The sequence below is a fragment of the Parvibaculum sp. genome (assembly GCF_019635935.1).
Classification (GTDB): Bacteria; Pseudomonadota; Alphaproteobacteria; order Parvibaculales; family Parvibaculaceae; genus Parvibaculum.
In genome coordinates this window covers 1,277,907-1,304,357 of the sequence record NZ_JAHBYN010000001.1, presented here as the reverse complement: position 1 = coordinate 1,304,357, position 26,451 = coordinate 1,277,907, and the positions used below count along the sequence as shown (strand labels likewise).

General features: G+C 64.7%; 28 protein-coding genes. 19 read left to right on the top strand and 9 right to left on the bottom strand.

Annotated features, from left to right (window positions below; all coding sequences use genetic code 11):
* Nucleotide 1: 1 nt before the first annotated feature.
* Nucleotides 2–397, bottom strand: coding sequence for a LuxR C-terminal-related transcriptional regulator (locus KF719_RS06730; RefSeq protein WP_293507948.1), 396 nt, complete (start codon nucleotides 395–397; stop codon nucleotides 2–4).
* Complete coding sequence (locus tag KF719_RS06725; RefSeq protein ID WP_293507947.1) at nucleotides 390–1,418, bottom strand: alpha/beta hydrolase; 1,029 nt, start codon at nucleotides 1,416–1,418, stop codon at nucleotides 390–392. The genes KF719_RS06730 and KF719_RS06725 overlap by 8 nt, the downstream gene beginning before the upstream one ends.
* Before the next feature lie 175 nt (nucleotides 1,419–1,593).
* On the opposite strand from KF719_RS06725, the gene KF719_RS06720 reads away from it, so the two are divergent.
* Complete coding sequence (locus tag KF719_RS06720; protein ID WP_293507946.1) at nucleotides 1,594–2,940, top strand: hypothetical protein; 1,347 nt, start codon at nucleotides 1,594–1,596, stop codon at nucleotides 2,938–2,940.
* 4 nt (nucleotides 2,941–2,944) lie between these two features.
* Here the strand turns inward: KF719_RS06720 and KF719_RS06715 are convergent, their stop codons facing one another.
* Nucleotides 2,945–4,180: an acyl-CoA dehydrogenase family protein gene (locus KF719_RS06715; protein WP_293507945.1), complete on the bottom strand. Its 1,236-nt coding sequence runs from the start codon at nucleotides 4,178–4,180 to the stop codon at nucleotides 2,945–2,947.
* 177 nt (nucleotides 4,181–4,357) lie between these two features.
* On the opposite strand from KF719_RS06715, the gene KF719_RS06710 reads away from it, so the two are divergent.
* Complete coding sequence (locus KF719_RS06710) at nucleotides 4,358–5,656, top strand: MFS transporter (protein ID WP_293507944.1); 1,299 nt, start codon at nucleotides 4,358–4,360, stop codon at nucleotides 5,654–5,656.
* Here KF719_RS06710 and KF719_RS06705 read toward each other — a convergent pair.
* Genes KF719_RS06705 through KF719_RS06695 form a run of 3 tightly spaced genes read right to left on the bottom strand, consistent with a single transcriptional unit; the run spans nucleotide 5,653 to nucleotide 7,740 of the window.
* Nucleotides 5,653–6,420, bottom strand: a complete 768-nt coding sequence (locus KF719_RS06705; protein WP_293507943.1) for a CPBP family glutamic-type intramembrane protease — start codon at nucleotides 6,418–6,420, stop codon at nucleotides 5,653–5,655. The genes KF719_RS06710 and KF719_RS06705 overlap by 4 nt on opposite strands.
* 34 nt (nucleotides 6,421–6,454) lie before the next feature.
* Entirely contained in the window at nucleotides 6,455–6,682 is a 228-nt protein-coding gene (locus tag KF719_RS06700; protein ID WP_293507942.1) for a hypothetical protein, read from the bottom strand.
* Nucleotides 6,683–6,726: 44 nt separating this feature from the next.
* Entirely contained in the window at nucleotides 6,727–7,740 is a 1,014-nt protein-coding gene (locus tag KF719_RS06695) for an alpha/beta hydrolase (RefSeq protein ID WP_293507941.1), read from the bottom strand.
* 263 nt (nucleotides 7,741–8,003) lie between these two features.
* Between KF719_RS06695 and ykgO the strand changes: the two genes are divergently transcribed.
* The 5 genes from ykgO (at nucleotide 8,004) to KF719_RS06670 (ending at nucleotide 11,608) form a co-directional block, all read left to right on the top strand.
* A complete protein-coding gene (gene ykgO / locus KF719_RS06690; RefSeq protein ID WP_293507940.1) occupies nucleotides 8,004–8,129 on the top strand; it encodes a type B 50S ribosomal protein L36 in 126 nt (41 codons plus the stop codon).
* 77 nt (nucleotides 8,130–8,206) lie between these two features.
* The gene (locus tag KF719_RS06685) at nucleotides 8,207–8,824 is read left to right on the top strand and encodes an HAD family phosphatase (RefSeq protein WP_293507939.1); all 618 of its coding nucleotides are present in this window, start codon (nucleotides 8,207–8,209) and stop codon (nucleotides 8,822–8,824) included.
* Nucleotides 8,825–8,901: 77 nt separating this feature from the next.
* Complete coding sequence (locus KF719_RS06680) at nucleotides 8,902–9,957, top strand: saccharopine dehydrogenase NADP-binding domain-containing protein (RefSeq protein ID WP_293507938.1); 1,056 nt, start codon at nucleotides 8,902–8,904, stop codon at nucleotides 9,955–9,957.
* A gap of 23 nt (nucleotides 9,958–9,980) precedes the next feature.
* Nucleotides 9,981–10,583 (top strand): tetratricopeptide repeat protein, encoded by a 603-nt coding sequence (locus KF719_RS06675; protein ID WP_293507937.1) that lies wholly within the window; start codon nucleotides 9,981–9,983, stop codon nucleotides 10,581–10,583.
* 2 nt (nucleotides 10,584–10,585) lie between these two features.
* A complete protein-coding gene (locus tag KF719_RS06670; RefSeq protein WP_293507936.1) occupies nucleotides 10,586–11,608 on the top strand; it encodes an alpha/beta hydrolase in 1,023 nt (340 codons plus the stop codon).
* Here the strand turns inward: KF719_RS06670 and pyk are convergent.
* Entirely contained in the window at nucleotides 11,605–13,035 is a 1,431-nt protein-coding gene (pyk, locus tag KF719_RS06665; RefSeq protein WP_293507935.1) for a pyruvate kinase, read from the bottom strand. The two genes, KF719_RS06670 and pyk, sit on opposite strands and share 4 nt — an antisense overlap.
* Nucleotides 13,032–14,372 carry a glycerate kinase gene (locus KF719_RS06660; protein ID WP_293507934.1) on the bottom strand — a complete coding sequence of 447 codons (1,341 nt, stop codon included), beginning with the start codon at nucleotides 14,370–14,372 and terminating at the stop codon, nucleotides 13,032–13,034. Before KF719_RS06660 ends, pyk begins: the two co-directional genes overlap by 4 nt.
* A gap of 44 nt (nucleotides 14,373–14,416) precedes the next feature.
* On the opposite strand from KF719_RS06660, the gene KF719_RS06655 reads away from it, so the two are divergent.
* From KF719_RS06655 to KF719_RS06615, 9 genes are all read left to right on the top strand, one after another.
* Nucleotides 14,417–15,274 (top strand): N-formylglutamate amidohydrolase, encoded by an 858-nt coding sequence (locus tag KF719_RS06655; RefSeq protein WP_293507933.1) that lies wholly within the window; start codon nucleotides 14,417–14,419, stop codon nucleotides 15,272–15,274.
* Nucleotides 15,275–15,309: 35 nt separating this feature from the next.
* Nucleotides 15,310–15,612: a DUF1244 domain-containing protein gene (locus tag KF719_RS06650; RefSeq protein ID WP_293507932.1), complete on the top strand. Its 303-nt coding sequence runs from the start codon at nucleotides 15,310–15,312 to the stop codon at nucleotides 15,610–15,612.
* 114 nt (nucleotides 15,613–15,726) lie between these two features.
* Nucleotides 15,727–15,990: a DUF2312 domain-containing protein gene (locus KF719_RS06645; RefSeq protein ID WP_293507931.1), complete on the top strand. Its 264-nt coding sequence runs from the start codon at nucleotides 15,727–15,729 to the stop codon at nucleotides 15,988–15,990.
* Between the two features lie 129 nt (nucleotides 15,991–16,119).
* Complete coding sequence (locus KF719_RS06640) at nucleotides 16,120–17,952, top strand: alpha/beta fold hydrolase (RefSeq protein WP_293507930.1); 1,833 nt, start codon at nucleotides 16,120–16,122, stop codon at nucleotides 17,950–17,952.
* Between the two features lie 121 nt (nucleotides 17,953–18,073).
* The gene (locus KF719_RS06635) at nucleotides 18,074–18,514 is read left to right on the top strand and encodes a hypothetical protein (protein WP_293507929.1); all 441 of its coding nucleotides are present in this window, start codon (nucleotides 18,074–18,076) and stop codon (nucleotides 18,512–18,514) included.
* 134 nt (nucleotides 18,515–18,648) lie between these two features.
* A complete protein-coding gene (locus tag KF719_RS06630) occupies nucleotides 18,649–19,284 on the top strand; it encodes a GNAT family N-acetyltransferase (RefSeq protein WP_293507928.1) in 636 nt (211 codons plus the stop codon).
* A gap of 5 nt (nucleotides 19,285–19,289) precedes the next feature.
* Nucleotides 19,290–20,171, top strand: a complete 882-nt coding sequence (locus tag KF719_RS06625) for an ion transporter (RefSeq protein ID WP_293507927.1) — start codon at nucleotides 19,290–19,292, stop codon at nucleotides 20,169–20,171.
* 103 nt (nucleotides 20,172–20,274) lie between these two features.
* On the top strand, nucleotides 20,275–21,942 hold the full coding sequence (locus tag KF719_RS06620) for a hypothetical protein (protein ID WP_293507926.1): 1,668 nt from the start codon (nucleotides 20,275–20,277) through the stop codon (nucleotides 21,940–21,942).
* 8 nt (nucleotides 21,943–21,950) lie between these two features.
* Entirely contained in the window at nucleotides 21,951–22,763 is an 813-nt protein-coding gene (locus KF719_RS06615) for a hypothetical protein (RefSeq protein ID WP_293507925.1), read from the top strand.
* On the opposite strand, the gene KF719_RS06610 is transcribed toward KF719_RS06615, so the two are convergent.
* Nucleotides 22,752–23,003 (bottom strand): magnesium transporter, encoded by a 252-nt coding sequence (locus tag KF719_RS06610; RefSeq protein ID WP_293507924.1) that lies wholly within the window; start codon nucleotides 23,001–23,003, stop codon nucleotides 22,752–22,754. The two genes, KF719_RS06615 and KF719_RS06610, sit on opposite strands and share 12 nt — an antisense overlap.
* Before the next feature lie 303 nt (nucleotides 23,004–23,306).
* Between KF719_RS06610 and KF719_RS06605 the strand changes: the two genes are divergently transcribed.
* The 3 genes from KF719_RS06605 to KF719_RS06595 all read left to right on the top strand — a co-directional run bounded on the left by KF719_RS06605 (nucleotide 23,307) and on the right by KF719_RS06595 (nucleotide 26,405).
* Nucleotides 23,307–23,666 (top strand): transcriptional regulator, encoded by a 360-nt coding sequence (locus tag KF719_RS06605; protein WP_293507923.1) that lies wholly within the window; start codon nucleotides 23,307–23,309, stop codon nucleotides 23,664–23,666.
* Nucleotides 23,667–23,924: 258 nt separating this feature from the next.
* Nucleotides 23,925–25,493, top strand: coding sequence for an LA2681 family HEPN domain-containing protein (locus KF719_RS06600; RefSeq protein WP_293507922.1), 1,569 nt, complete (start codon nucleotides 23,925–23,927; stop codon nucleotides 25,491–25,493).
* Nucleotides 25,494–25,565: 72 nt separating this feature from the next.
* Complete coding sequence (locus KF719_RS06595) at nucleotides 25,566–26,405, top strand: hypothetical protein (RefSeq protein ID WP_293507921.1); 840 nt, start codon at nucleotides 25,566–25,568, stop codon at nucleotides 26,403–26,405.
* The last annotated feature ends 46 nt before the right edge of the window (nucleotides 26,406–26,451 follow it).

Below are 26,451 nucleotides of genomic sequence, written 5' to 3'. Positions count from 1 at the left end.
GTCAGACGATCTTCATCAACTCGCGCAGCACATCGGTCTGCTTGGTCTTGCCGAGTTTGTCCTTGATGTGGGTGAAATGCGTGCGCACCGTGTTGATGCTGCAACCGCGCGCCGCCGCAATTGCCGTCAGCTTGTGGCCGGAGGCGAAGGCGGCGGCGATCTCGGCCTCGACGCGCGTCAGGCCGAATGCGAGCTCGAAATCTTCCGGTATCGGGTCGCGGCCGACTTCGGGGATCGCCCATTCGAGGCGCGGATTGGCGTTCAGCAGGTCCTCGACGAAAGGCCGGTCGTTGCGCGCGCCCCATTTCCTGATCTCGGCGATGCGCCGCCGCACGGCGGCGCTGTCATGGCCGAGCGTGCCCGCATAGAGGTTGCGGCGTTCTTCCCGGTCAGACATGGAGGGCTTCCGCGCGCCGCGCGCCGGGCCTGGCATCGTCGCCGAAGCGGCGGGCGATGAAGTCGCCGACCTCTTCGATGGCGCGGCGCGATTCCGGCAACAGCGTGCCGAGGCGCTGCCAGCCATGCGGCATCGGCGGATAGAGGCTCAACTCGCTGTCGACGCCCGCGCGGCGCAGCGCCTCGTCGATGCGCGTGGCGTCGTCGAGCAGGATGTCGACGGTGCTGGCCTGGATCAGCGCCGGCGGCAGACCTTCGAGGTCGGCGAAAACGGGCGAGGCCAGCGGAACGCCCGGCGCGTGGCCCTGCAAATAGAGTTCGCGGCAGACCATCATGATCTCGATGTTGTTGGCGAGCGTCGCCTTGCGCGCATTGGTGAGCACCGAGCGGCCGGACAGCGTCATGTCGGCCCAGGGCGCCAGCAGCACCAGGCCCGCCGGCATGGGAACGCCGCGCTCGCGCAGCAGCAGAAGCGCGCCCAGCGCGATGCCGCCGCCGGCGCTATCGCCGACGAACTGGATCTGCGCGGGATCGGCGCCTTCGGCCAGCAGCCATTCATAAGCGGCGGCAACATCGGATATCGCGGCCGGAAAGGGATTTTCCGGCGCCAGACGGTAGTCGACCGACAGCGCCTTTGCATGCGCCTGCTTGCAGATGCGCGCGGCCAGCGACTGAAAGAGACGCGACTGGCCGAAGATGAAGGAGCCGCTGTGAACGAAGACGAGGATCCTGTCGGCCTGCGATTCCGGCATGACGACCCAGTCGGCGGCGACAGGCGCGCCCGATACAGGCTCCACCTGCATGCCGGCCGGAGCCGAGGTCATCAGGTTTTCGGTGCGGTGCAGGCGCTGCCGCGCCGTTTCAAAATCGAAATCGGCAACGGTTCGCGGTTGCGACGGCGCGAAGATGCGCCCGGCCAGACCGAAAAGAAGATTGAATATCCGCCCGCGCCAGCTCAGGCCGGGCACGATGCGCCGCGGTGCGGCCAATGAAGCATCGGAATCGAGAACCCGTGTCGTCATTTGCGCGAACCCCCAGCCAGTGGATCGTCAAACGCCTGTTCGGCGGCCTCGTCCTCAGTATGCCGGGAAAACGGCCCCGGCATCACCAGTTTTGATGATTTTTGGAATCCGGCATTCGCCAAACCTTGGCTGAACGATGCCCGGCGGGCCGGGCGCGCGACGATGGAGGGGTGAAATGAACGGGACCGAATTGCCGCGTAACAGCCTGTTGCGGCTGTCTTTTCTGCCGATTCTCGCGGTCGTGCTGCTGGCCCTGCCGGGTTGTTCGATCTTCGACGATAATTACAAGAAGACGGTCATAACGGGTGGTTCGGGCAACTGGACCGGGACGTCGATCTCGGACAACAACCAGGCCGTACAAGAGGGTGGCGGCATGGCTTCGGTCAATGCGCCCACTTTCGATGAAGAGGGAAATGTGATCGAGGATGCGCTGGGCGACCTGCCGGCCACGCCGCCCAGCGAAGTTGCTCCGCGTACGGACTATCCGGACAAGGCGACGGGTCAAGAAACTCCGGCAAGCGCCTATGAGAGAAGGCTCGCGCAACGCTGGGCGCAGCGCGGCGCATATGAACCCCCCAACGACGCCAGCGCCCATGCTTATCTCGCCGCGGCGCGGATCGGCCTGCCAAAATACAAATATCTCGGCACCGAGTTTGGCGGCACCATCAATCTCGACAATGGCTACCGTCTGCAGGACGACGAGAGCAGCATCGGCGGCGGCGTCGGCGGCAGCTTCGGCATCGGCACATTCGGCGGCCAGCGGCTGCGCTTCAACCTCAATATCGCGCGCAACGAGGTCGATGTCTCGGGACCGCGCGGCGGTTTCGATCCGGGGCCGGGCACGTTCCTGCTCATTCCCGGCACCGGCGACGGACCGTTCGGCGCGGGCTTTGCGCTGGCGCCCGGTGCGCCCGGCGTCAATGCCGTGACGACGTCCGACTACAGGCTCGACTACTCGCAGACATCGTTCACCGGCAAATTCTCGACCGACTTCTGGTGCGACGACGACGATGATGACGGTCCGGGCGTATTCAGCGGTCTCGGTTTTACGCCCCATTTCGGGCTCACCTATAACCGCATCCGGTTCGAGCAGAATTTCGGCGGCGCCGTCCCCGGCTTCGGTGTCAATTTTCAGTACGACACAAGTCTGCGCAATAATTCGTATGGCGTGATCCTGGGCGGGCAGGTGATGAAACCGATTACGGGTTCGCCGGTCATGCTGCGTGCCGGCCTGACGGGACAAGCCGATTTCAACCGCGCAAAAGGCAGCGACAGTCTCGACTTCACCGGCTTCGGCAGTCAGACGATGCGGGTCAAGAACAACGACACGACGTTCAGCTATACGGCCAATGCCGGCGTGACGGTCGGTGCGCAGGCGCCGGTCCGCTTCGATCTCGATCTCTTCGGCGGCGGGATCGGCAATACACCGTCGATCGTGCGCGACGGCGTGGGCCCGTCGCGGATCGAGTTCGAGAATTCGAGTTTCTACGGGACGGCGCTGAGAACGACGCTCAGGTTCTAGGCGCTCACAGCCCCAGCACCGCCTTGGCCATGATGTTGCGCTGGATTTCGTTGGTGCCGGCATAGATCGAACCGGCGCGGTCGTTGAGATATTTCGGCGTTACCGGCCATGAATGTTCGGGACCGACGGGCTTTTCGTTGCCCGTCGGCTTCGGCACACCGGGCACGGGCCCGCCCGGCCGCGTCGCATGCGGCTGGAAGGGGAGCGCGTAATGCGCGACCGCTTCGAGCGCCAGTTCCGTCAGGCGCTGGCTCACTTCGGTGCCGCGCGTTTTCAGCAGCGACGATTCGGCGCCCGGCGCCTGGCCGTGGCTCAAGGCCGACATAATGCGGTGTTCGGTATATTCGAGCGCCGTGATCTCGACGGAAGCGGCGGCGAGCTTTGCCGCGAAGCCCGTATCGTCGATCAGCCGCGTGCCGTCGCCGCCGCGTTCGTTCTCGGCCATGCGGCGGATGCGGGCGAGGCGGTTGTGCAGGCCGGGCGCATAGGCGTGGCCGCCGCGCTCGAACTGCATCAGATATTTCGCCACCGTCCAGCCGTCGCCGACCTTGCCGACGACATTCTTTTTCGGCACGCGGACATCGGTGAAGAAGATCTGGTTCTGGATGTGCTCGCCCGACAGCATGATCAGCGGCTCGACCTTGACGCCGGGCGTGTCCATGTCGATCAGGATGAAGGTGATGCCGCGCTGGGGAATGTCTTCCTTCGAGGTGCGCACCAGATTGAAAATCCGGTTGGCGTAATTCGCATGTGTCGTCCAGATTTTCTGGCCGTTGCAGATGAAATCGTCGCCGTCCTCGACCGCGCTCATCTGAAGGCTCGCAAGATCGGAGCCCGAGCCCGGTTCCGAATAGCCCTGGCACCAGAAATCTTCGCCGTTGAGGATGCGCGGCAGGTAATGCGCTTTTTGTTCGGGCGTGCCGTAGCCGATCAGCACCGGGCCGCACATGCCGAGCCCCATCGGCGACAGCGACGGCGCGCCGGCGGCGGCGAGTTCGCTTGAAAAGATGTAGTGCTGCACCACCGACCAGTCGCAGCCGCCATGTTCGACCGGCCAGGCGGGGGCGACCCAGCCTTTTTCGTAGAGCGCCTTGTGCCAGGTCATGGTGGTTTCGTAGTCGGCATAGACGCTGGTCATCAGCTTGCCGGTTTCGCGCAGTTCCGGCGTCAGCTTCTCGTCCAGAAAGCGCCTGACTTCGTCCCTGAAGGCCGCGTCCTTTGCGCCGAGCCCGAGTTCCATTCCGTTTCTCCCCGTATTCCAATGGCTGTTGGGGCGAAGTAGGCGCCGGGGGGCGCGGACCTGTCAAATTTTCAAGGCCGATTTCCGGGGCGGGCATTGGCGGCGGCGCGGGATTGACGTAAAGGAAGGGCCGCGCCCGCGATCCGCGCATGATCCACCCCGGAAGGCTTCCCCCCGATGTCCGACGACGGCAAGCCGACGCCCGACAACCGCAAGACGACGCCGCAAGAGCGCCAGCGCGCCTTTGCGATCCTGTTTGTCTGCCTGCTTTCGGTCGGCATGGGACAGACGCTGGTGTTCGCGGTGCTGCCGCCGATTGCCGCCGATCTCGGCATGAGCGAGTTCGAGACGACGATGATCTTCTCGCTCTCGGCTTTCTTGTGGATCCTCACCAGCACCTTCTGGGGCAAGCGCAGCGACTTCATGGGCCGCAAACCGGTCATCCTGATCGGCGTGTTCGGTTTTGCGATTTCGACGTCGCTTGTCGGCGTCGTGCTGCTGGCCGGTTACTGGGCGTGGATTTCGATGGCGCTGATGTTTCCGCTGGTCATGGGCGCCAGGGCGATATTCGGCATTTTCGGCTCGGGCGCGATGCCGGCCTCGCAGGCCTATGTCGCCGACCGCACGACGCGGGCCGAGCGCGCAGGGAGCATTGCGCAGATCGGCGCCGCTTTCGGCCTCGGCACGGTGGTGGGGCCGGGCGTCGCGGCGGCCTTTGCCGAAATCCACATCCTCGCGCCCTTCTTCGCCGTCGGAGCGCTCGCCTTCATCAGCGGCGTTGCGATCTGGATTTTGCTGCCCGAGCGCACGGCGCCGAAAAAGATGCTGGGCGAGAAGCAGGAAAAGCGCGCCGAACTCAAATGGTCGGCGCCCAATGTCCGGCCCTGGCTCGTCGCCGGCGTCGTGCTCAGCCTCATGCAGTCGATCATGATGCAGCTTTTCGCCTTCTACCTGATGGCCGAGCTCGACATGGGCGGCTCGGCGGCGACGCAGCTCGTCTCGGTCGGCATGATGGCGATGGCGATGGCGACGCTGGTGGCGCAGCTCGGGCTTATTCAGCGCTTCAACCTGCCGGTGCCGTTCCTGCTGCGCTGGGGCGCGGTCACGATGGTCGTCTCGTTCGGCATGCTGGTGTTCGGCGGTTCCTACGGCGTGCTGGTGTCGGCGCTGGCGCTGGCCGGCCTCGGCTTCGGTTTCCTGCGCGCCGGGCTTTCGGCGGGGGCGTCGCTATCCGTGTCGCTGAAGGATCAGGGTGCGATGGCGGGACTGATCGGCTCGACGGCGGCGACCGGCCATATTCTCAATCCGGCGATCGGCATTCCGCTTTTCTACCTGCTGCATTCGGCGCCGTTCATGCTGGGCATGGCGCTGTCGGTGCTGGTGCTGCTGTTCGCGATCTTCCACCCGATTCTGAAGAGTCTGCGCGAAACCGATGGCGGGATCGACGAGGAAGACGAAGAGATCGGGCTGCATTAATCCCTTGCGAAGCGGAAGCGGGCCAGCGTTTGCGGGCCCCAGAGCCAGAGGATGGCGGCGACGGCAATGCCGAGAACGGCGAAGGTCGAGACCGGATCGTAATGCGATCCATAGACCGGGTAGAGGAAGAAGGCGACGTTGCACATTGCGTGGAAAAGCGCGGCGATGAAGACGCTGCGTCCGCCATTGACATAGAGCCAGACCGTCACGATGCGCAGCAGGATCGTGACGCCGCAATGCCAGACGACCCATTCGGTGCTTCGCCCGGTCTGGAAAAACGGAACGATGTGCCAGACCATCCAGACCGTGCCGATAATGAGCGCGGCCTGTAACGCGCTTCCCTTCATGCGGTCATAGGCATAGCCCTGCCAGCCGATTTCCTCGCCGAGACCGGCGGCGAAGAACATTGCGAAGAAGACCGGGATGACCAGAAGCTCGATGCGGGGCTCGGGAAGTTCGACGCCCATCGATTTCTGGACCGCATAGCCGATAACGAGCGCTGCCGGCATGAAGAGGATCGCGGGTAGATACCAGAGCTTGTTGAGGGTCCGGTGCCAGTCGAAGGAGCGGGCGAGGAGGCGCTTTGCCGCGCCGGCGCCGTCCTCGCGCCAGACGAAGACCAGCGCCACCGCCGCCGGGAGGAAGGCCATCAGCGCGCTCACAGGCAAGGCGATCGGCAGATGCGGAGCGGTGTCGATGAAATAGCCGGCGATCCAGAGCGGCACCGTCAGCAGGATCACAAGCGCGAAATAGCGGTAAACCAATTGAGCCTCCTCGCGCATGTTGCGCGGCTTGCGGTCAGAACGGCCGCCGTCCGCCCCCTGTGTCGGCGCCCATCAGCGTCAGCAGATGCACGATCATCACGACGGCGACGATCAGTGCAAGGAAGATCAGGGGTGTCGTGGGCAGGAAGCGAATGCGGCCGGGCGTCACCGGCCGTTTTTCCATCCAGACGAGCACAGCCGCGCCGGCAAGGCTCGATGCCAGCACGATCAGCGTCACGGTGAGCGACAATCCCTGTCCCATCGGACGAGCCTAGCCCAACGCGCCCTCGGCGTTCCTCATTTTATTTATTCCAGCGCGCCTTCGGCGCGCCATTGGGCCATCAGCGCACCGACAGCGGCGGCGAAGGCGTGCGGCTGGTCGAGCATGATGTGGTGCTGGGCGCCGGGGATGGTGAAGACCGGCTTTTCGGGCGCAAGTTTGCGCAGGAAGTCGAGGCTCGAAGGTTCGTAGTCCTTGCTTTCGATGCCGAACATCGTGGCGCCGCGGCAGGCGAGGTTGGCATAGAAGTCCGCGTGGTCGCTGCCCATGCGCAAGCCGTCGAAAATCGAATGATCGAATTTCCAGGTCCAGCCCGTTTCCTCGAAGGTGCGCTTGCCGCGCGTCTCGCCCTTCGTCACTTCGCGCAGGCTCAGAGCGCCGATGTAATCGAGGATGAAGCCGTTGGCGCAAGGCTGCAGCGGCGCGAGGCGGAAGCGCGCCTTTGCCGTTTCGAAATCGGGATAGATGCGGGTCGGCTTGCGTTCCGGGCCGTCGAGGAACCATTCGCGGACTTCCTCGGGCGGACGCACCGTGAAATCGCAAAGGATCAACCCGCCGAGCCTGTCGCCGTAATGTTTCGCGGCAATCAGCGAGACGAAGCCGCCGAAGGAATGGCCGACGATGACGGGTTTCGGCCCGAGGCCGGCATCGAGCGCCACCTCGCCGATCTCGCGGGCGAATGTGTCGCGCGAATAGGCGAGGCGCCAGTCGCTGTCGCCCATGCCACCGAGGTCGATCGAGGCGACGTTGTAGTGCTGGCTGAGCAGCGGTGCGATGAAGGCGAACCACCAGGCATGGGCGCCGTTGCCATGCACGAAGAGGATGCCCGGCCGCTTCGGGTCGTCATCCCGGTTCTTTGGCCCCCAACGCAGATAGTGAATGCCGGCGCCGTCAACCGTCAGGCGGCGGCTCTCCGGCGCATGGGCCAGCGCCTCGCGGAACCATTGCGGCCGGTGGCGGATCACGTCCTCATCCGGGATCGTCCGCGCGGCCGGCTCCTTCAGGTAGTCGGGTTTCTCTTCCGGTCTGTCATACGCCATCGAACTGTCCGTCAAACGGGGGAATCCGGCCAAAAATGACGCCTGCGCCATGTTTGGGCCGGGGCAAGGTCTAGCCCGATTTGGACGCCTCGGAAAGGGGGTGGAAAATCGGGCCGGAAGGGGCGGTCTGGCGGGGTCTCGCCGGTTGACAGGCGGGGTTCGGCCCCTTAGGTTCCGCGCCAACTTAAGGGCATTTTCCGGCATCGGGCCGGAGGCGGGGCGGCGATTGTCGCCCGCCGGAGAGCCCGGTCCGAGGTAGAACCATGAAAGTCCGCAATTCCCTGAGGTCGCTCCGTGGCCGGCACCGCGACAATCGTCTGGTGCGCCGCAAGGGCCGCGTCTACATCATCAACAAGACCAACCGCCGCTTCAAGGCGCGTCAGGGCTGACACCGGCTCATGCGCTTCGGCGATGAAATTCGAAGGCCGCGCCCCGTTTGCGCGGCCTTTTCCTTTGGTGGCCGCCCGTGAGCCGGATCGACACCGTCGTATTCGACATCGGCAATGTGCTGGTCCGGTGGGATCCGCGGCATCTCTATCGATCGGTCTTTGCCGACGAGGCCGAGATGGAACATTTCCTCGCCCATGTCTGCACGATGGACTGGCATCTCGAGCACGACCGGGGCCTTTCCTTTGCCGAGAATGCGGCGCGGCTGAAGGCGGTTCACCCGGATCGCGCCGACCTGATCGACATGTGGGGCGCGCGCTATGTCGAGATGGCGCCCGCGCGCGTGCCGGGCACGGCGGCGCTGCTGCAGGGGCTGAAAGCGGCGGGCCATGCCGTTCACGGCCTCACCAACATGCCGACGGACTTCTTCCCGGTGCTGGCGGGGCTTTACCCGGAGCTTGAATTGCTGGAGGAAACGGTTGTGTCCGGCGATGAGGGGATCCTCAAACCCGACCCGAAAATCTACGAAATCCTGATCGCGCGCACCGGCCTCGCGCCGGCGCGGACGCTCTTCATCGACGACTCGGCGGCCAATGTGGCCGCCGCCGCCGGCCTCGGCTTTGCCGTGCATCGCTTTGCGGATGCAGACGGGCTTCAGGGCGAATTGCGGCGGCTTGGCCTGCTTTCGGCCGAATGAAGGCGGCTTGCCGGGTTTCGGCGCCGGGCCCCGCGCTATAGTGTGAGCGGGACAGAAGCCAAGCGGAGGCAGGCGGCATGAGCGACCGGTTTATGATCTACGGCGCCACGGGCTATACGGGCAAGCTCGTCGCGCGGACGGCAAAGACTTTGGGCATGAAGCCGCTGCTGGCGGGGCGCAACGAGGCGCGGCTGAAGTCGATCGCCGCGCAGCACGGTTTCGAATACCAGGCCATATCGCTCGACGATCCCGAAGCGCTCGATGCCGGGCTTTCGCAGGTTGACGCCGTTCTGCACATCGCCGGGCCCTTTTCGCAAACCTCGCGGCCGATGGTCGATGCCTGTATCCGCACCGGCACGCATTATCTCGACATCACCGGCGAGATCGACGTCTTCGAAGCCTGTGCGGCGCGCGACGCCGAGGCGAAGGATGCGAAGGTCATGCTGATGCCCGGCGTCGGCTTCGACGTGGTGCCGAGCGATTGCCTTGCCGCGCATATGAAACGGCGGCTGCCCGACGCCACCGAACTGACGCTCGGCATTTCGGGCCTCGGGCAGATGTCGCATGGCACGGCGAAAACCGGCGTCGAGAGCATCGGCACCGGTACGCGGGTCCGGCGCGAGGGACACATTCTGGCGTTGCGCAAACCGCCGCAGCGCGAAATCGATTTCGGCAGCGGCGCGAAATCGGCCATCGCCATCGGCTGGGGCGATGTCGCCACCGCCTGGCATTCGACGCATATTCCCGACATCACGGTTTATTTCGAAGCGAGCCCGCAGCTCGAACAGATGGCGAAGATGGGCAGTCTGATGCGCTGGTTGCTGAGCCTCGGCCCGGCGCAGCGGGCGCTGAAAAAGCGCATCGAGAAAATGCCCGAAGGGCCGACCGACGCGCAGCGCGCGGAAGGCTATTCGGTGCTTTACGGCGAGGCGATCAACGCCGCCGGCGAAAGGGCGGTGTCGCGGCTCCGGACGCCGGAAGGCTACACACTGACCGCGATGACCGGCCTCGAAATCGTGCGCCGTGTGCTGGCGGGCGATGCGACGCCCGGCTACCAGACGCCGTCATCGGTTTTCGGCGCCGATTTCATCACCGAATTCGACGGCTGCGTCCGGACCGACATCAACAGTTGAGACAACAATTGGCACAGGGCCCCATGAGGTTCCGCATTCTTGCCGCGTTGCTGGCCGCCATGCTTCTCACGGCGAATGCCGCATGGGCCGAAACGCAGATGCGCGAATACGATCTGCGCGAGGGCGACGTCGTGCCGCCCGGACGCGAGGAAGTGCTCGATGTGCTGTTCGAGCGTCTGGCGGCGGCCGAGAACGAAGCCGAGAGCCGTTCCTTCGAAAGCGCGATCCGCGAGATCTGGCTCGATTCCGGCAGTCCCAGCATCGATCTGCTGATGGAGCGCGGCTTCGACGCGCTGCGCGAGAAAAACTACGACCGCGCCTATTTCTATTTCGACGAGGTGGTGACGCTGGCGCCCGATTTCGCCGAAGGCTGGGACAAGCGCGCCGCCGTCCATTACGTGCGGGAGGATTACGCCGAGGCGCTGCGCGACATCGAGCAGGTGTTGCGGCTCGAACCGCGCCATTATCAGGCGATGGCCGGGCTCGGCATCATTCTGGAGGAACTCGGCGACAAGAAGGGCGCGCTGGAGGCGTTTCGCCGCGCGCTGGCGCTCAACCCCTGGCTCGAAGACCTCAAGGACCGCATCGCGCCTCTCGAACTCGAAGTCGAGGGGCGTGGCATCTGACGATGGTCGCGCTCGCCCTTTTCGTACTCCTTATTGCCGGTCTTGCCGTCTGGTCGGCCATTGCCGCGGCGCGCGCGGCGCGCGCCTTTCCGCCGGAAGGTGAATTCGTCGAGACCGGCACCGAATTCGCGCCGGTGCGGATTCACTATGTCGATCGCGGAACGGCGCGGCCGGGCGTCGCACCGGTCATTCTCATCCATGGCGCCAGCGGCAATCTGCGCGACATGACGGCGAGCCTTGTGCCGGCGCTTGAGGGCCATACGCGCGTCATCGCCATCGACCGGCCGGGGCATGGCTGGAGCACGCGGGGGCCGCATCCCGAAATTTCAGATCCGATTGCGCAGGCGCGCGTCATTCGCGACGCGATGCGGCAACGCGGCGTCGAGCGGCCCGTCGTGCTCGGCCATAGCTGGGGCGCGGCGGTGGCGGCGAGCTGGGCGCGTCATTACCCCGACGAGATTTCGGGCGTGTTGCTGCTTTCCGGCGCGCTTTATCCCTGGCCCGGCGACATCGCCTGGTATCACCGGGTCGTCGGCACACCGTTTTTCGGCGGCGCCTTCCTCCGTATCCTGACGGTGCCGGGCGGGTCGCTGCTGGCGGCGGCTGGCGTCAAGGGCAATTTCCACCCCGATCCCGCGCCCGAGGGCTATGCGGAACGCATCGGCCTGCCGCTCTTGTTTCGCCCGTCGCATTTCCGCGCCAACAGCGCCGACACGGCGGGCCTCAAGGCGCGGCTCGCGGTGCAGAGCCTGCGCTACGGCGAAATCGCTGTGCCGGCGATCGTCGTCACCGGCAATGCCGACTACACGGTGTCGCCGAAAATCCATTCCTATGCGTTTCACAACGCGGTCGCGGGTTCCGAACTCGTCAAGCTCAAGGGCGCGGGTCACATGCCGCATCACTCGCGGCGCGCGGTCGTCGCCGATGCGGTGCTGCGGCTGGCGCGCGGCGAGACGCCCTTCGACGGCATGGTGACGATTTACGCGGATGGGCGCGTGGAGCGGGAAGCGCGGGCGTCGCGCTAGTCGCCGCGCTGGCGGCCGACAAAGGCGACGCGCAGCATGTTGGTGGCGCCGGGCGTGCCGAGCGGCACGCCGGCCGTCACGACGATGCGCTGGCCGGGTTGGGCGAAACCTTCCTGGAAGGCGATGCGGCCGGCGCGGTCCGACAAATCGTCGAGGTCGCGCGCATCTTCCGTCACGACGCAGTGCAGGCCCCAGACCAGCGCGAGGCGCCGCGCCGTCGCCGGCACCGGCGTCAGCACGACGATCGGCAGCAGCGGCCGTTCGCGCGCCGCGCGCAGGCCCGTCGAACCCGAATTGGTCCAGCAGACGATGGCCGCGGCCTTCAGCGTGTCGGCGACCGAATGCGCGGCGGCGCTGATGGCGTCGGCGCCGGTCGCTTCGGGCTCGGCGCGCTGGGCGTAGATGATGCCGGGATAGGTCGGGTCGGCCTCCACCGATTGCGCGACGCGGTTCATCATGCGCACCGCCTCGACCGGATATTCGCCGGCCGCCGATTCCGCCGACAGCATGATGGCGTCGGCGCCTTCGAAAACGGCGGTCGCGACGTCGGACACTTCGGCGCGGGTCGGCGTTGGCGACGTAATCATCGATTCCAGCATCTGCGTCGCGACAACGACGGGCTTGCCGGCGCGCCGCGCCGCGCGGACCAGCCGCTTCTGCCAGCCCGGCACCTGCTCCAGCGGCAGTTCGACGCCGAGATCGCCGCGCGCCACCATGATCGCGTCGGCGATGTCGATGATGTCGGACAGATGTTCGAGCGCCTTCGGCTTTTCGATCTTGGCCAGCACGGCGGCGCGTCCGCGCGCGATCTTGCGCACCTCGGCGACGTCGTCGGCGCGCTGAACGAAGGAAAGCGCCACCCAGTCGACGCCGAGATCGAGCGCGGCGTCGAAGTCGCGCCGGTCCTTGTCGGTCATCGCCTTCACCGGCAGCAGCGTGTCGGGCAGGCTGATGCCCTTGCGGCTGGTGAGCGTGCCGCCGACCAGCACTTCGGCGTCGGCGAAATCGGGCCCGCATTTCGTCACGCGCAGGCGGATGCGGCCGTCGTCGAGCAGCAGCATCTGTCCTTCGGAGAGCGCCTCGAAAATTTCGGGATGCGGCAGCGGCGCGCGTTCGGCGGTGCCGGGCGTCTTTTGCATGTCGAAGCGGAAACGGTCGCCCGGTTTCAGCGTCGCGCCGCCGGCCGCCATCTCGCCAACCCTGAGCTTCGGCCCCTGCAGGTCGACAAGAATGCCGATCGGCCGGCCGACATCGGCCTCAACCGCGCGCACGGCGGCGTGGACGCGGCGCAGATTCTCGTGGTCGAGATGGCTCATGTTGAGCCGGAAGACATCGGCACCGGCGTCGAACAGCGCACGGATCGTTTCCGGCGTGTCGGAGGCGGGGCCGAGCGTGGCGATGATTTTGACGTTGCGGCGGCGAATCAAGACGGGTTTTCCTCTGCGGATATTTCATTGTCGACCAGTATGACCCGGAAGTCGTTGACATTCGTGTAACTCGGGCCTGTGACAAACAGGTCGTCGAGGGCGGCGAAAAAGCCGCCGCTGTCGTGGCGGTCGAGCGCGCCCGGTGCATCGAGACCCAGGGCGTCGGCGCGCGATGCCGTGTCGGGCAGCACGAAGGCGCCTGCCGGGTCGGTGGCCGCGCCCGCGCCGCCGTCGATGCCGTCGGTGTCGCCCGCCAGCGCCGCGACGCCCGGCGCGCCTTTCAGCGCCACGGCCAGCGCCAGCGCGTATTCCTGGCTCGGGCCGCCTTTGCCGCCCACGTCGCCTGGGGGGGCAGCATCGCCGAAGGTGACGCCGGCCTCGCCGCCCGAAATGATGGCGAGCTTGCGGCCTTCGCCCTGCGCCATGCGGACAAGGCCCGCATGTTCGCGCGCCAGCACGCGGGCCTCGCCCTCGATATTGTCGCCCAGCACCAGCGTTTCGTAACCGTCGGCGCGCGCCAGCGTTGCCGCCGCGATCAACGACTGCGAACCACTGGCGACGAGTTTGTATGTCGCGTGGGCGAAGAATTCGGCATCCGGCTTCGGCGTTTCCGGCGCGGCTTCGAGCGCGTCGCGGATATGCGGCGGCAGGCCGGCAAGCTCGTCGAGGATCGTCAGCGCGCGCGCCTTCGCGGTCGTGTCGGGCACGGTCGGTCCCGAGGCGATGGTGCTCGGATCGTCGCCGGCCACATCCGAAATCGCCAGCGTCACCGAACGCGCCGGATGCATCGCCTCGGCAAGTCGGCCGCCCTTGATGCGGCTGATATGCTTGCGCACGCAGTTGATGTCGGCGATCGGCAGCCCCGATGCGACAAGCGCGCGCGTCAGCACCTGTTCGTCGGCCAGCGTGATACCGGCCACCGGCAGCGCCGTCAGCGCCGAGCCGCCGCCCGACAGCAGCACCAGCGCAAGGTCGTGCGGCCCGAGCCATTCGGCCATGCGCATCAGCCGCTTGCTGGCGGCCGCGCCCGCCTCGTCGGGCACGGGATGGGCGGCCTCCACCACCGCGACATGGCGTGTCGGCACCCCGTGTCCATAACGCGTCAGCGCCAAGCCCTCGATATGGGTGCCCGGAAATTTGCGGTCGTAATAATCCTCGGCCGCCGCGGTCATCGAGGCGGCGGCCTTGCCGATGGCGAAAATGACGAGGCGGCCGGCATCGGGCTGGGGCGGGTCGGGCAGGTGCGGCGGCAGGCAATGCACCGGCAACGCCGCCTCCACCGCCGCATCGTAGAGGCGGCGCAGCCGGGCTCGCGTTTGTTGATAGGCGCGCGTCATGGTCGGCCGTTCTCCCGCATCCCTGCCTCCGGTATAATGCGCCGATGGACGATTTGCCACTCGCCGCGCCCGACGCCGATGCTTCCGCCGGGGCGCTTTGCCCCTATGAACTCCTCGACCGCGACGCCGATCCCGGTTTTCTGGTGATCTGCGACCATGCGTCGAACGCGCTGCCGCCGGGTTACGGAACGCTCGGCCTCGCGCCGTCGGAATTTTCGCGTCACATCGCCTGGGACATCGGCGCGGCCGGCGTTGCGCGCGAACTGGCGCGGGCGCTCGGGGCGCCGGCGGTGCTGGCGCGCTTCTCGCGGCTGCTGGTCGATCTCAACCGCGGCGAGGACGATCCGACCATCGTGATGAAGCTGTCGGACGGCGCCGTCATCCCGGCCAACCGCGATGTCGATGCGAGCCGCGATGCGGATGAATTCGCGCGCCGCATTGCAATGTTCCACGCGCCCTATCATGCGGCGATCGCCGCCGCGCTGACGCGGGCGGAAGAAGCGGGCGTCGTGCCGGTCATCCTGTCGGTGCACAGTTTCACGCCTTCATGGCGTGGTCGCGCGCGGGCCTGGCAAACCGGCATCCTCTGGGACCGCGACGACCGGCTCGCGGCGCCGCTCATCGCGGGCCTGCGCGCCGAGCCCGGCCTCGTCGTCGGCGACAACGCGCCTTATACGGGCCGTCTGAAGAACGACTGCCTCTACCGGCACGGCACGGCGCGCGGGCTGCCGCATGCGCTGATCGAAATTCGTCAGGACCTGATCGAAGACGCGGCGGGGCAGGCGGCATGGGCGGCACGTTATGCGGCGCTTCTGCGCGAGATCGCCGGCCGGCCGGGCCTGCGCGCCATCCGTCATTTCGGCTCGCATACGGACGCTGCGTCACCTATATCCGGCGTATAGACACCGGAGTTGTAGACGGGCGAGGGAGAGCGATCATGGATCAGACGACACGCACCGAACTTGAGGCGGCGGCCTTTCGCCGGCTTGTCGAACATCTCGGCGCACGCACCGACGTGCAGAATATCGACCTGATGATCCTTGCCGGTTTCTGCCGCAACTGTCTGGCCGACTGGTATCGCGAGGCGGCCGAGGCGAAAGGCCTCAAGCTCACAAAGGACGAAGCGCGCGAGATCGTTTATGGCGAGCCTTTCGCGCAGTGGAAGGCGAAGCACCAGGCCGACGCGACGCCCGAACAGCTTGCCGCCTTCGAAGCGGCGCAGAAAAAATCGCACGGGTAGCGCCGGTCCACGCCGACTATCCACAGCTTTCTCGCGCGGCGATATTGCCCGCCGCACGGCTTGCGGCTACGGTCGCGGCCTTCAATTTATCGTAAGTAAACGGAGCGGCGCAGCATGGCGGACGGCAATACACCCGTGAACAATGGCGGCGTCGCAAGGGACCAGCTCCGGTCCATCGTCGAGCGCATCGAGCGTCTCGAAGAAGAAAAAGCGGCGCTCGCCAACGACATCAAGGAAGTCTATGCCGAAGCCAAGGGCAACGGTTTCGACACCAAGACGCTCCGTCAGGTCGTGCGCATCCGCAAGCAGGACAAGGCCGAACGGCAGGAGCAGGAAGCGATCCTCGAGCTTTATCTCAGCGCGCTGGGGATGGCCTGACCGCTTAACCACCTTGCCTGTAAGGGCTTCAATTAATTGCCGATACCGGTTCCCCCCGGCGCTTGAACCGGCCTAAACTGCCGTTTGCCGGAACGATGGTGCGTTCGGGCAATCCGTCAGGGGTGACGTGTGGCAGTAACCGGGTCGGGGATCGACGATCTTTCGCGTGAGAACGACGCAGCGCCGGAGCGGGCGGGCGGCGCGGCGGCGCGTCCCGATCTCGCCCGGCCCGATCTCGCCCGGCCCGATCTCGCCATGGCGCTCGACGCCATCTACGCCTATGCGACCGATCCCGAAAACTGGGAAGAGATGAGCTCCCTGCTCGCCCATCTCGATTCGAATGGCGACGACGAGGAGATGCGCACCGTCATCGAAGGCGTGCGCCAGCACCTTGCCCGCGCCGAGATGCTGGCGGAGCGCCTGCACGACACGCCGGATGCGGAGGCGCCCGCGCCGAGCTATTGCCATCTCGTCATCGGCCGCGACATGCGTGTGCTCGATGTTTCCGATGCGGCGGCGGCGATGCTCCGGCCCTATTGCGGCACGCTCGAAACCGGCGCGCGTCTTTCGTTCGCCGACCCTGAAAACGCGGCGCGCTTCCGGGCGCTTGCCGCTTCGATCGGGAAAGAAGGCGCCAGCGAAGGTCCGGCGCTGCTGCGGCTCGTCGCGGAGAGCGGCGAGGAAGCGGTTTTCGGCTATGTCGTCGCCGAAACGCAGGTGCCCGATGCGCTGCGCCGCCGGCTCGGGCTCGTCCAGCCGGCGCGCAAGGGGGCGCTCGTTTTCGTTGCGCCCGACCGCGGGGCGGCGGCGGACGAGGCGCAGATCTATCGCGAGACTTTCGGGCTGACGCCGGCCGAGGCGCGTCTTGCGGCGCGGCTGAAGGACGGGCTGTCGCTGAAGGAAGCGGCCGCCGAACTCAACATCGCGGTCAACACCGCGCGCAACCAGATCAAGAGCGTATTCGAGAAACTCGGCGTCAACCGGCAGAGCGATTTGATCCGCCATCTGACGGAATTGTCGCAGCTCGCGGCCTTCATCCAGCTCGACCAGCCGGTGGCCGATCTCGATGCAGGCGCGCCTGTGTCCAACCCTGCGGCGGTGCCGCGCCGCTTCGTCGCGCTGCCGGACGGGCGGCGTCTCTGTTATCGCGAATATGGCGATCCGGCGGGGCCTGCGGTTCTGATGCTTCGGAGCCCGCTTGGAAGTTCGCTGGTCGCGTCGGAAGACGTCGAGGCGGCCGAAACGCGCGGCTTGCGCCTCGTCGTTCTCGAGCGGCCGGGCAGCGGCCTCTCGACGCCCCATCCCGATCTCACCCATGCGAGTTTTGCACGCGACGTCGAGCTGTTTGTCGATGCGATCGGCGTCGGCACCTTCACGCTTGCCGCCAATTCCTCCAGCGTGCCGCTGGGACTCTTCGCCGCCGCGCATCTCGGGACGCGGGTTCGCCGCATCGTGCTGATGACGTCGCGTTTCGAGGCGCCGATGCCGCGCAAAGGCCGGCCCGGCATGGTCAATTACTTCTTCAGCAATCTGCGCCGCCATCCCTGGCTGCTCGACTCGACGCTCTTTATCCTGCGCGCCAAGATGTCGCGGCCCTTCATGCGCTCGCTGGTGTTCCACTTCTTCGAGAAGTCGCCCGCCGATTTCGCATTGATCGAGCGCGATCCGGCGCTGGTCGAGTCGCTGATCGACCAGACGATGGAGTCGATCGGCGAAACGGTGCAGGGGCTTGTGCAGGAGTCGCATCTGTTGCTGCGCATGGCGCAGCCGGATTTTTCGGGCGTGACGGCGCCGGTCCATTTGCTGCATGGCGAGGAGGACGGTGTCATCCCGCTCGACGAAATGAAGGCGCAGCTCGCGCGGACCAACCTCAAGGTCGAGGAACTCCGGACCTTTCCGGGCATGGGGCACCTCCTTCTCGAACAGATACGCGAGCTCTATTACGACCTCCTGGCCCGTTAACGCTCAGGCCTTGGTCCATTTGCACTATTCAGGCGGCGCCTGCCCGCCGCTAGGACTCTCTCCAGACGATCTCGACCGGACATGGGGTGCCGGTTCGGCGTCTTTCCCGGAGGGAATTCCGATGCACGTCAAATCCGTATGCGCGCTCCTTGCCGCCGCCGCGATGCTGGCCGGCTGCCAGACCACAGGCGCCGGCACGCAGGCCGCGATGATGGGGGCAAACGCCGCCACCGCGCCGGCCTACGCGCCGATCTCCGCCTCGCAGGCCAATGACGGCAACAAGAGCTGCGAGCAACTGCTCGCCGAAATCGGCGAAATGGACGGGATCGTCGCCGAAGCCAATCAGAGCCAGTCCAATGCGCAGCTGACCAATGCCGGCATCGGCATTGCCCAGTCGCTCGGCCTGCATATGGGCGGCGGCGGGGCGCTGTCGATGATCCAGGCGGGCGGCGCGGCCGGCCAGTTGACCGAACAACAGCGCCAGCAGGCGCAGGCCCGCGCGCAGCAGGCCGATGTGCGCCGTCAGGTGCTGACAGGCATCTACCAGGGCAAAGGCTGCTGAGTTTCATGGCAGCCTTAGGCGTCAACCCGGACGCACACCCCTAGGTGGCCATGAAGGACGGGGGAGCCCTCCACGGGTTCCCCCGCGCCATGGCTTTGGGCTAATGTCGCCCCCGAATTTAACGGGAGTGCGGCATGACAATCATTAATGCGGAGACGGTGACGCTGGCGGAGGCGGAACCCGCCGAGGAAGAAACAGCCGCAAGGCTGATCTACGACACCGGCTCTTACGTCTTCGATTGTCTCTACAACCGCGACTTCGACACCTTCCTGAAAATCACCTCGGCGCTGTGGCTCCGCGAAGGCGGGGCTTTCTCGCATGTCCACGCCAGGGCGGCGCTCCATGACGGCCGCCTCGCCGGCATCGCGCTCGGCTTCCCGCAGGCGCTCTACGCGCAGGAATTCGGCACCGGCATGATGGCGATGGCCGAGATGGGAACGCCGGAGCTGCTGGCGCATCTCCCCACCGTCGCCGGACACATCCCCTGGCTCTTTCCCGAAGTGCCGGACGATGCGTGGTACCTGCTTTTCCTCTCCGCGCACCCTGAAGCGCGCGGCCGCGGCATCGGCGAAAAGCTGCTTCTCGATTGTTTCGCGCGCGCCAGGGCCGCCGGCTGCGCGTCGCTCCATCTCGATGTCGCGAGCGTCAACCCGGCGGTGCGCTTCTACGAGCGCATGGGGCTCGAGCGGCTTGCCGAAACCACGGTGCCCAAGATCGCCGCCTCCCACGCCGTGCCCCCGCATATCCGCATGGTCAAGCATCTGGTGTGAACCCCATGACGACGACCGAACCCCAACCGGCGTCCTTGCGCGCCCGCGTCGCGGCGCTTGTCGAGCGGCCGCTGTTCCAGCATTTCGCCACCGCGGTCATTCTGGTCAATGCGGTGACGCTCGGCCTTGAAACCTCCGCCTCGGCGATGCAGGCGGCCGGGCCTTTGCTGATCGCGCTCGACCGCATCGCGCTTTCGATTTTCGTCGTCGAACTCGCGCTGAAGCTCTATGCCCGGCGCTGGCGCTTCTTCACCGACGGATGGAACGTCTTCGACTTCATCATCGTCGCCATCGCGCTGGTGCCGGCGGCGGGGCCGTTCTCGGTGTTGCGCGCGCTGCGCATCCTGCGCGTGCTGCGGCTCCTCTCCGTCGTGCCGTCGCTGCGCAAGGTTATCGCCTCGCTGATCGGCGCATTGCCCGGCATGGGCTCGATCATCGCGGTGCTGTTCCTCGTTTTCTATGTCGGTGCGGTGCTCGCGACCAAGCTCTTCGGCGCCAGCTTCCCCGACTGGTTCGGCACCATCGGCGGATCGATGTATTCGCTCTTCCAGATCATGACGCTCGAAAGCTGGTCGATGGGCATCGTCCGCCCGGTGATGGAGGTCTACCCCTACGCCTGGATTTTCTTCGTCCCCTTCATCGTGATGACGAGCTTCATGGTGCTCAACCTCTTCATCGCCATCATCGTCAATTCGATGCAGGCGCTGCACGAGGAGGAACACACCCGCGCCCAGGACGAACGCGAGGCGCGCGCCCGCGCCGAACGCGCGGAAATCGAACGCCGCGCGCATGCCGAACGCGAGGCGACGCTTGAGGGCGTCCACGCGCTGCGCAAGGAACTCGCGGAACTGCGGGCGCTGGTGGAGACGCGGCTCGGCGGCGGATAGCGGGCCGAAAAGATTTGCCTCATGCCGCGGAATTGCGGACGATGTTCCCTCATTAAAAACGGGGACATGCGGTGCGCCCGAAGGCGGCGCGGGAGGGGTTTTCATGTGCATTGCGCTTTCGTCCATCTTGCGTGCCCGTGCCGGCCTGCTCTCCTGTCTTCTCGCCCTGGGACTTCCCCTCATTGCCGCAATGCCGGCGCTCGCCGCTTCGGACTACACGGAAGCCTCGTTCCTCAAGCACCCGCGTATCGGCGATGCCCAGCTCGACGCATGGCAGGAGGAGATCATCGGCCGTCACGCGCAGATGTCGAACAATCCCGATCGCTGGTTCACCGCGGCGACGAGCATCGCCTGCGACATGAGCGAAGAGACGAAGTGGAAGATTGCAGTCGGCAGGAACAAGGAGGCGGCTGATCGGGACCCAGGTTTGTCCGATGGCGCGGCATCGGGCTTCGACACTGTCCGCGTGACACTCATTGAGGGCACATGCAGACAGGGCCGGCCGGAAGGCCCGTTCGTCGCCGTCGCCGAAATGGAGTCCTCCTCAGCGGACGGAGATCGTCGTGAGACGGCAAGACACCGGGTGCGTATCGAGGGCACGATGCGCGGCGGCGAACTTGAGGGGGAATTGCGCAGTTTCGGATTCTGGAAAGTCGAAGCCGCCGAGGTCAAGGGGTGGCAGCATGTCATTGAAATCCGGGAGAAGGGCCTGAGGCAGGCGAAATGGATAGAGATCGACTTTTCGGCGCCAGGCGATGATGGACCGCCGCTCATTACCACCATATCGAGGCCGCCCTCGGGGGCGGCGCAGCAAGCCACATCGGAACTCGTCGTCTGGATCGGCGAGATGCTCTATATGGAAAGTACCATGTTTATCAGATGGCTGAATGGATGGGTCGTGATACATCCCGTTCTCACGCCGTCGGGAGAGTTTGATCCGCCCATGCGGCAGCGGATTTGCTTTCAGCGCGGCAAGGAAACGGAAGAAGAATGGCTTTGCGACCCGGCCTACGGTTTCGCGTTGAAGGCAGACGGCTCGAACGAAGCCTCCCTGCGGGAGCGATTCAGCAAGAAAATAGCCGAGCTAAGGCAAGCCGATCTGCATGAGGCGATAGAGCGTGCGGCGGCGAGGCCGTCTTCCGCCGCGCCGCAGTCAACGGCCGAAGCGGAAGCCGAGGCAGAGCGATTGGCAGCGGAGCGCCGCCGGAGTTTAGCCGAAGCAGCGCGTGAGGTGGTGCGAACTCAGCAGAATGAGCGCCATAAGGAGCGCGATGAATTGCAGGCAAGGATACGCGATTTTCGTTTTCCGGATACGAATTGCGGGTCGCCGCCGTTGCTGCGCGTCGATGCGCCGGAATACGAGGTCGATGAGGCCCAGCGGCGCGTCCGTGAATGGAACAGCTGTCTTGAGCGGGCCAGCGAGCGGGACTGGTCGGCGCTGGAGAATCTGGTCGTCGGTCTCGGCGGCCAATGGTCGAAAGGCGCCGACCGAAGGATCAGCCGCGTCATGCCGACCGTCTGTGAATGTGACGGCATGATCGGTGATCTGATCAGGCTCGCCAACGAGCGCGTCGGAATGCGGAGCGACGACGTCGAACGTTTGAACGAGGAGATCAGGCGGTTCAACCGGGGGCGCGAGGAGTATTTCAGGCGTCTCGATGCCTCGCGGCAATGGGACGATGGCGGCGGCTATTACTACGAAGCGCCGCCGGCCTTTACGCCGCAAACCCTGCCGCAGCCGCAGCCCTATGTCATTCCGGGCTATCGATGAGCGGCGTAATGAGCCGGGCCTTCTTCTGCTTTCTGTGGTTGGCATGTGCGGCGCTGCCGGCGCTTGCCGATGATCCTTTTCCCGCCGCCGCAGAGCCGCGCGAGACATTCCGGCAGGATGTGTTCTACCGCTTTCTCTGGCGCGGTCCCTTCGAGCGCGATCTCGTCTTCTTCAAGGCCGCGGATGGCGGCGAGGAAACCATCGCGCATTATCCGCTCGATGGCTGCGGACTTGCGGGCCCCGGCACGGGTCACTTTCCCTTTCTCGACGGGATCGGCGAGGCGCCCGTGGTGGCGCTTGTCTGCGAGCGAGCGGACAACAGCCAGACGCTCCTGATCTTCGCACCGGAAGACGATCCGCTGCGCCCCGTATTCAGTGCCGAAAGCGTGGGGCCGCTCTTCGTCTCGGTCGCTTCGGGCGGTATCGCCGTGACGTTCCGGAATCCGGACGAGCCTGAAAATTTCACGACCCGGTTCTGGGAACCCTATCCGTCTTCCTTCGGCAGCAATGCCTTCCGCGATGCGCGCGACGCGGCGCTCGGCAAGCATTTCACCGCCGAAGGGACGCTGCCTGCGGGGCTCGATCCCGCGCATTACCGCATCGCGCACGACCCGGATATGCCGCTGCGCCTCGGCCCCGCGGAAGACGCGCCCTGGTTCGAGCGGGCCGGCGCCTCGATCCTCGTCCATGTCCCCGGGGACGAGCGGGCGGAGGCGCCGCACTGGGAAGTCGACGGCTGGCTCCGCGTCTGCCTTGTGGAAGGCGGTTGCGGCTATGTGCCCGTCGATGCGGTGACGCGGCCGGCCGCCTCAGCCCGGTAGCGGCAGGAAGGCCGTCGCGATCGCGAAATAGACGATGACGCCCGCCGAATCCGCAATCGAGGTGACGAGCGGCGCGCTGGCGGTTGCCGGGTCGAGGTTGAAGCGCGTCAGGACGAAAGGCAGCGTCATGCCGATCAGGCTGCCGATGACGACGATCAGCACCATCGAGGCCGCGCCGAACGCGCGGCAATCGAACGCCGCGCGCACGCCGAACGCGAGGCGACGCTTGAGGGTGTGCACGCGCTGCGCAAGGAACTCGCGGAACTGCGGGCGCTGATGGAGACGCGGTCGCGCTGACGCCCACCCGGACGCTCCCCTCACCCTTCCGACGCCTGCGGCGTCTCCCTCCCTCTCCCCGGCGGGGAGAGGGAAATATGAGTGCGTTTCTTCGCTCCCTCTCCCCAGCGGGGAGAGGGAAGGGGCCCAACACAGCGAAGCTGTGTTGGGAAGGGTGAGGGGGCCGTCCGGGTGCAGTGTTGTCTCTATCGACAACACTTCTTGATGTTGTCATCATCGACAACATCAAAATCGAAGGATGCTCGAATGACCACGTTGCGCGTCAGGATCGGCGAATTCGCCGACATGAAATCCGGTTTCCTGAAAGCCTGGAAGGATGCGGGGGCGGGCAAGCGCGTCAAGCCGCGCCACGAGCTGATTTTCCATTCTTACGAAGACATGCACCGTGTGCTCTCGCCCGCGCGCCTCGAAGTCGTCAAGGCGCTGGCGGGGCAGGGGCCGCTCAGCATGCGCGAGGTCGCGCGCCGCATCGGCCGCGACGTGAAGGCCGTCCACAGCGACATCACCGCGCTGATCAACGCCGGCATGATCGACCGCACGGAAGAAGGCGTCAGCTTCCCTTACGACCGCATCCGGCTCGATGTGGAAATTGGGGTGGCAGGTTGAGCATCGATTTTGTCCCGTGTCGCGATATCACCGAGACGATCAGGTTCATCCCCGAAGCGCAGAACCCGAGCGACGCGGAGCTAGCCAGCTTCCGTGCGTCCATAAGCCCGCCAGATGTCGAGCCGCCAGCGCGTTGAAGACGAACAGACGATTATTGTCATGTTGTTCTTTGCTTAGGAGATGCCACAGGAATAGGCCGATCCACCACGCGCGTTCGAATTCAAGTGTCGCTTGCAGCATTCCTGAATAAGATACGGAATGTCCCGATATTCCCATGACACTGACATTGGCGAACTGATCAGGGCGCCCACACACACTTTATCAGACGGTGACGCCATCAATTGCGTTGCACGGCTGATCGATCTGTCCACCGAAGTGCGCTCGGAGGCTGGAATTAAACGCGCCTTCGGGATGCTGAAGGAGATCAACCGGCGTAGTCTGACACCGGCACAGCAAGCGACGCTCCACTATTTCAGGGCGAACGCTTGGGGCGCAAAGCGCGTCATCGAAGCAAAGGTTGAGCCTAGGCAGTGGGAGCAACCCGATCGCCAGCAACAGATTCTTGCGCTCTTCATGGCCAAGAATCATGACGGGTTCGCGAGCCTCAATGAGATTCGCCGCTGTCAGATTCTTACGAACCTGGGAATCCAGTTCAACGAGGTCGGCAGGTTCATCGAGGCTATAGAGCTCTGGGATCGTGCACTCGATATCTTGCCTAATTTTGCCATGGCCCATGGTAGCCGCGGCGACGGCCTGAAATATTACGGGCTAGCATCGGAAGATGGCTATGACCGCGAAGTGCTGCTGCTTGCGGCGCACCGCGCTTTTGTTTCGGCCACAGCGAAAGGAGCGCTTTGGGACTCGGACTATCCCCCTGCATTCAGGGAGCATTTCCGAACCGGAGCCCGCGAGATCGATGAACGGCTCGACCTTGCAGCAATCGCCAGCGATCTGGATCTAGACAGTCCCAGGTTGGGGCGCAGCAAGGCGGAGGAGGCCTACCGCCGCTGGTGTCTCGGGCATCGGCTCTTCCTTAACCCTCTGAACGATCTGGGGCCACATCCGATCGCGGCGAGCGACTATCTGATGCTGCCATCGCTCCGCGTTGGCTTGGAAGAAGCAGGCATGCCGTCGATCATCGGCTTTTACAGCCAGATGAAGCAAGAATACGCCTTTGCACGATTACTTCTCTACGAGGGACAGCCGCGCGACTACGTACACTTCGCTGATCGCCGAGTGCGTCTCACCAACACTCTCAATTATCCCAGCTTCTCCATGGCAACTGAAAAGATGCGCGCTGCCTTCCGGCTCGCCTATTCCATCCTCGACAAGGTCGGCTATTTCATCAACAGCTACTGGCGGCTCGGGACGGAGCCGCATCGGGTTGGGTTCCGATCAGTCTGGTACGACCATACGGTTGAGAAACCCAAACTTCATAACCGCTTCAAGGACTACGAGAATTGGCCTCTTCATGGGCTGTTTTGGCTTTCAAAAGATTTGTTTGACGACAGGTTTCAGCGCGCCACTAACCCAGACGCTCAGCAAATCTTTAATATCCGCAACCATCTTGAGCATAAGTATCTGCAGGTTCACGAGAGCTGGGCATCAGCCGCTATCCGTGACCCAAGTACAGATTCGATCGGGTACTCCATATCCAGTGACGATTTTGCTTCCAAAGCGGTACGACTGCTGAAGATCACGCGCGCAGCAATGATATACCTGCCATTGGCGGTGCATATGGAAGAGCGCGCACGCCGCCTGGGGTCGAAATCGGATCTGGTTGTCGATATGCCGCTGATGTCTTGGGAAGATGATTGGAAGCGATAGCCTCTTCAGCGTCCGAGTGTGCCGCCATTCGCGTCTGTTCCGATACAGTAGGCAAGATCGAGGGAGGAAATAATGTTCAATCTCATTATGCGTTCAGTTGACTGGACTAGCGGTCAAGAGGCCATGCCCGTCGGCAGGTTCTTCGAGTACACCGAAGATCACATTGCAAATCAGTTTCGGCAGAACGGGAGCTTGCTTTTGGATCGTTTGAGGGCGCTGCCTTGCTTATTCATGCCGGAGGGCATCCGAGACGAGATGTCTTATGTTGGCCAGATCAACAGGGCGCGCGTGGTGGGCAATGAGGTGTCATTCGAATACACGCTTGATACTGAGGTTCCACCTCTCCAAAACAACATGATCTACGCGAATCGTATGGCACTCGACATGCCCCGTGATTTTGAGTTTTCGCGCAATCATTGGGCTGTGAAAGACGTGGACCTTTACCGATTTCTGCTCCGCAATATTCGACCGCGTCGGCAGCGCCCAACGGTCTTTCAAATCCCTGAACATGAAAACATCGAGCCTGCTCTTGCATCGGCGATGATGCCCTTCGATGCGGGGTTCAACTCGGTTTACGACAGCATACGGCAAGCTGCAGACGCCGCAGGGCTTCGGTGCAGGCGCGCCGATGACATCTGGGAGAACGCCGCGATTATTCAGGACGTGGTTGCCTTAATTGATCGTTCCCGAGTCGTCGTATGCGACTGCTCGGGTCGAAACCCGAACGTGTTCTATGAAGCGGGCATCGCCCATACACTTGGGCGGGAAGTGATCCTTATAACGCAGAGCGAACAGGACATACCGTTCGACCTTCGGTATCTGCGCCATGTTCGCTATCTCAACAACGACCAAGGGCGCGCTGCGCTGACCGAAGCCTTGCAAGCCAGAATGCAGACTATTCTGGGTCACTAGCGGCGGAAGCTAGATTTGCCCGAAGCGCGACCATCTCCTCGTCAAC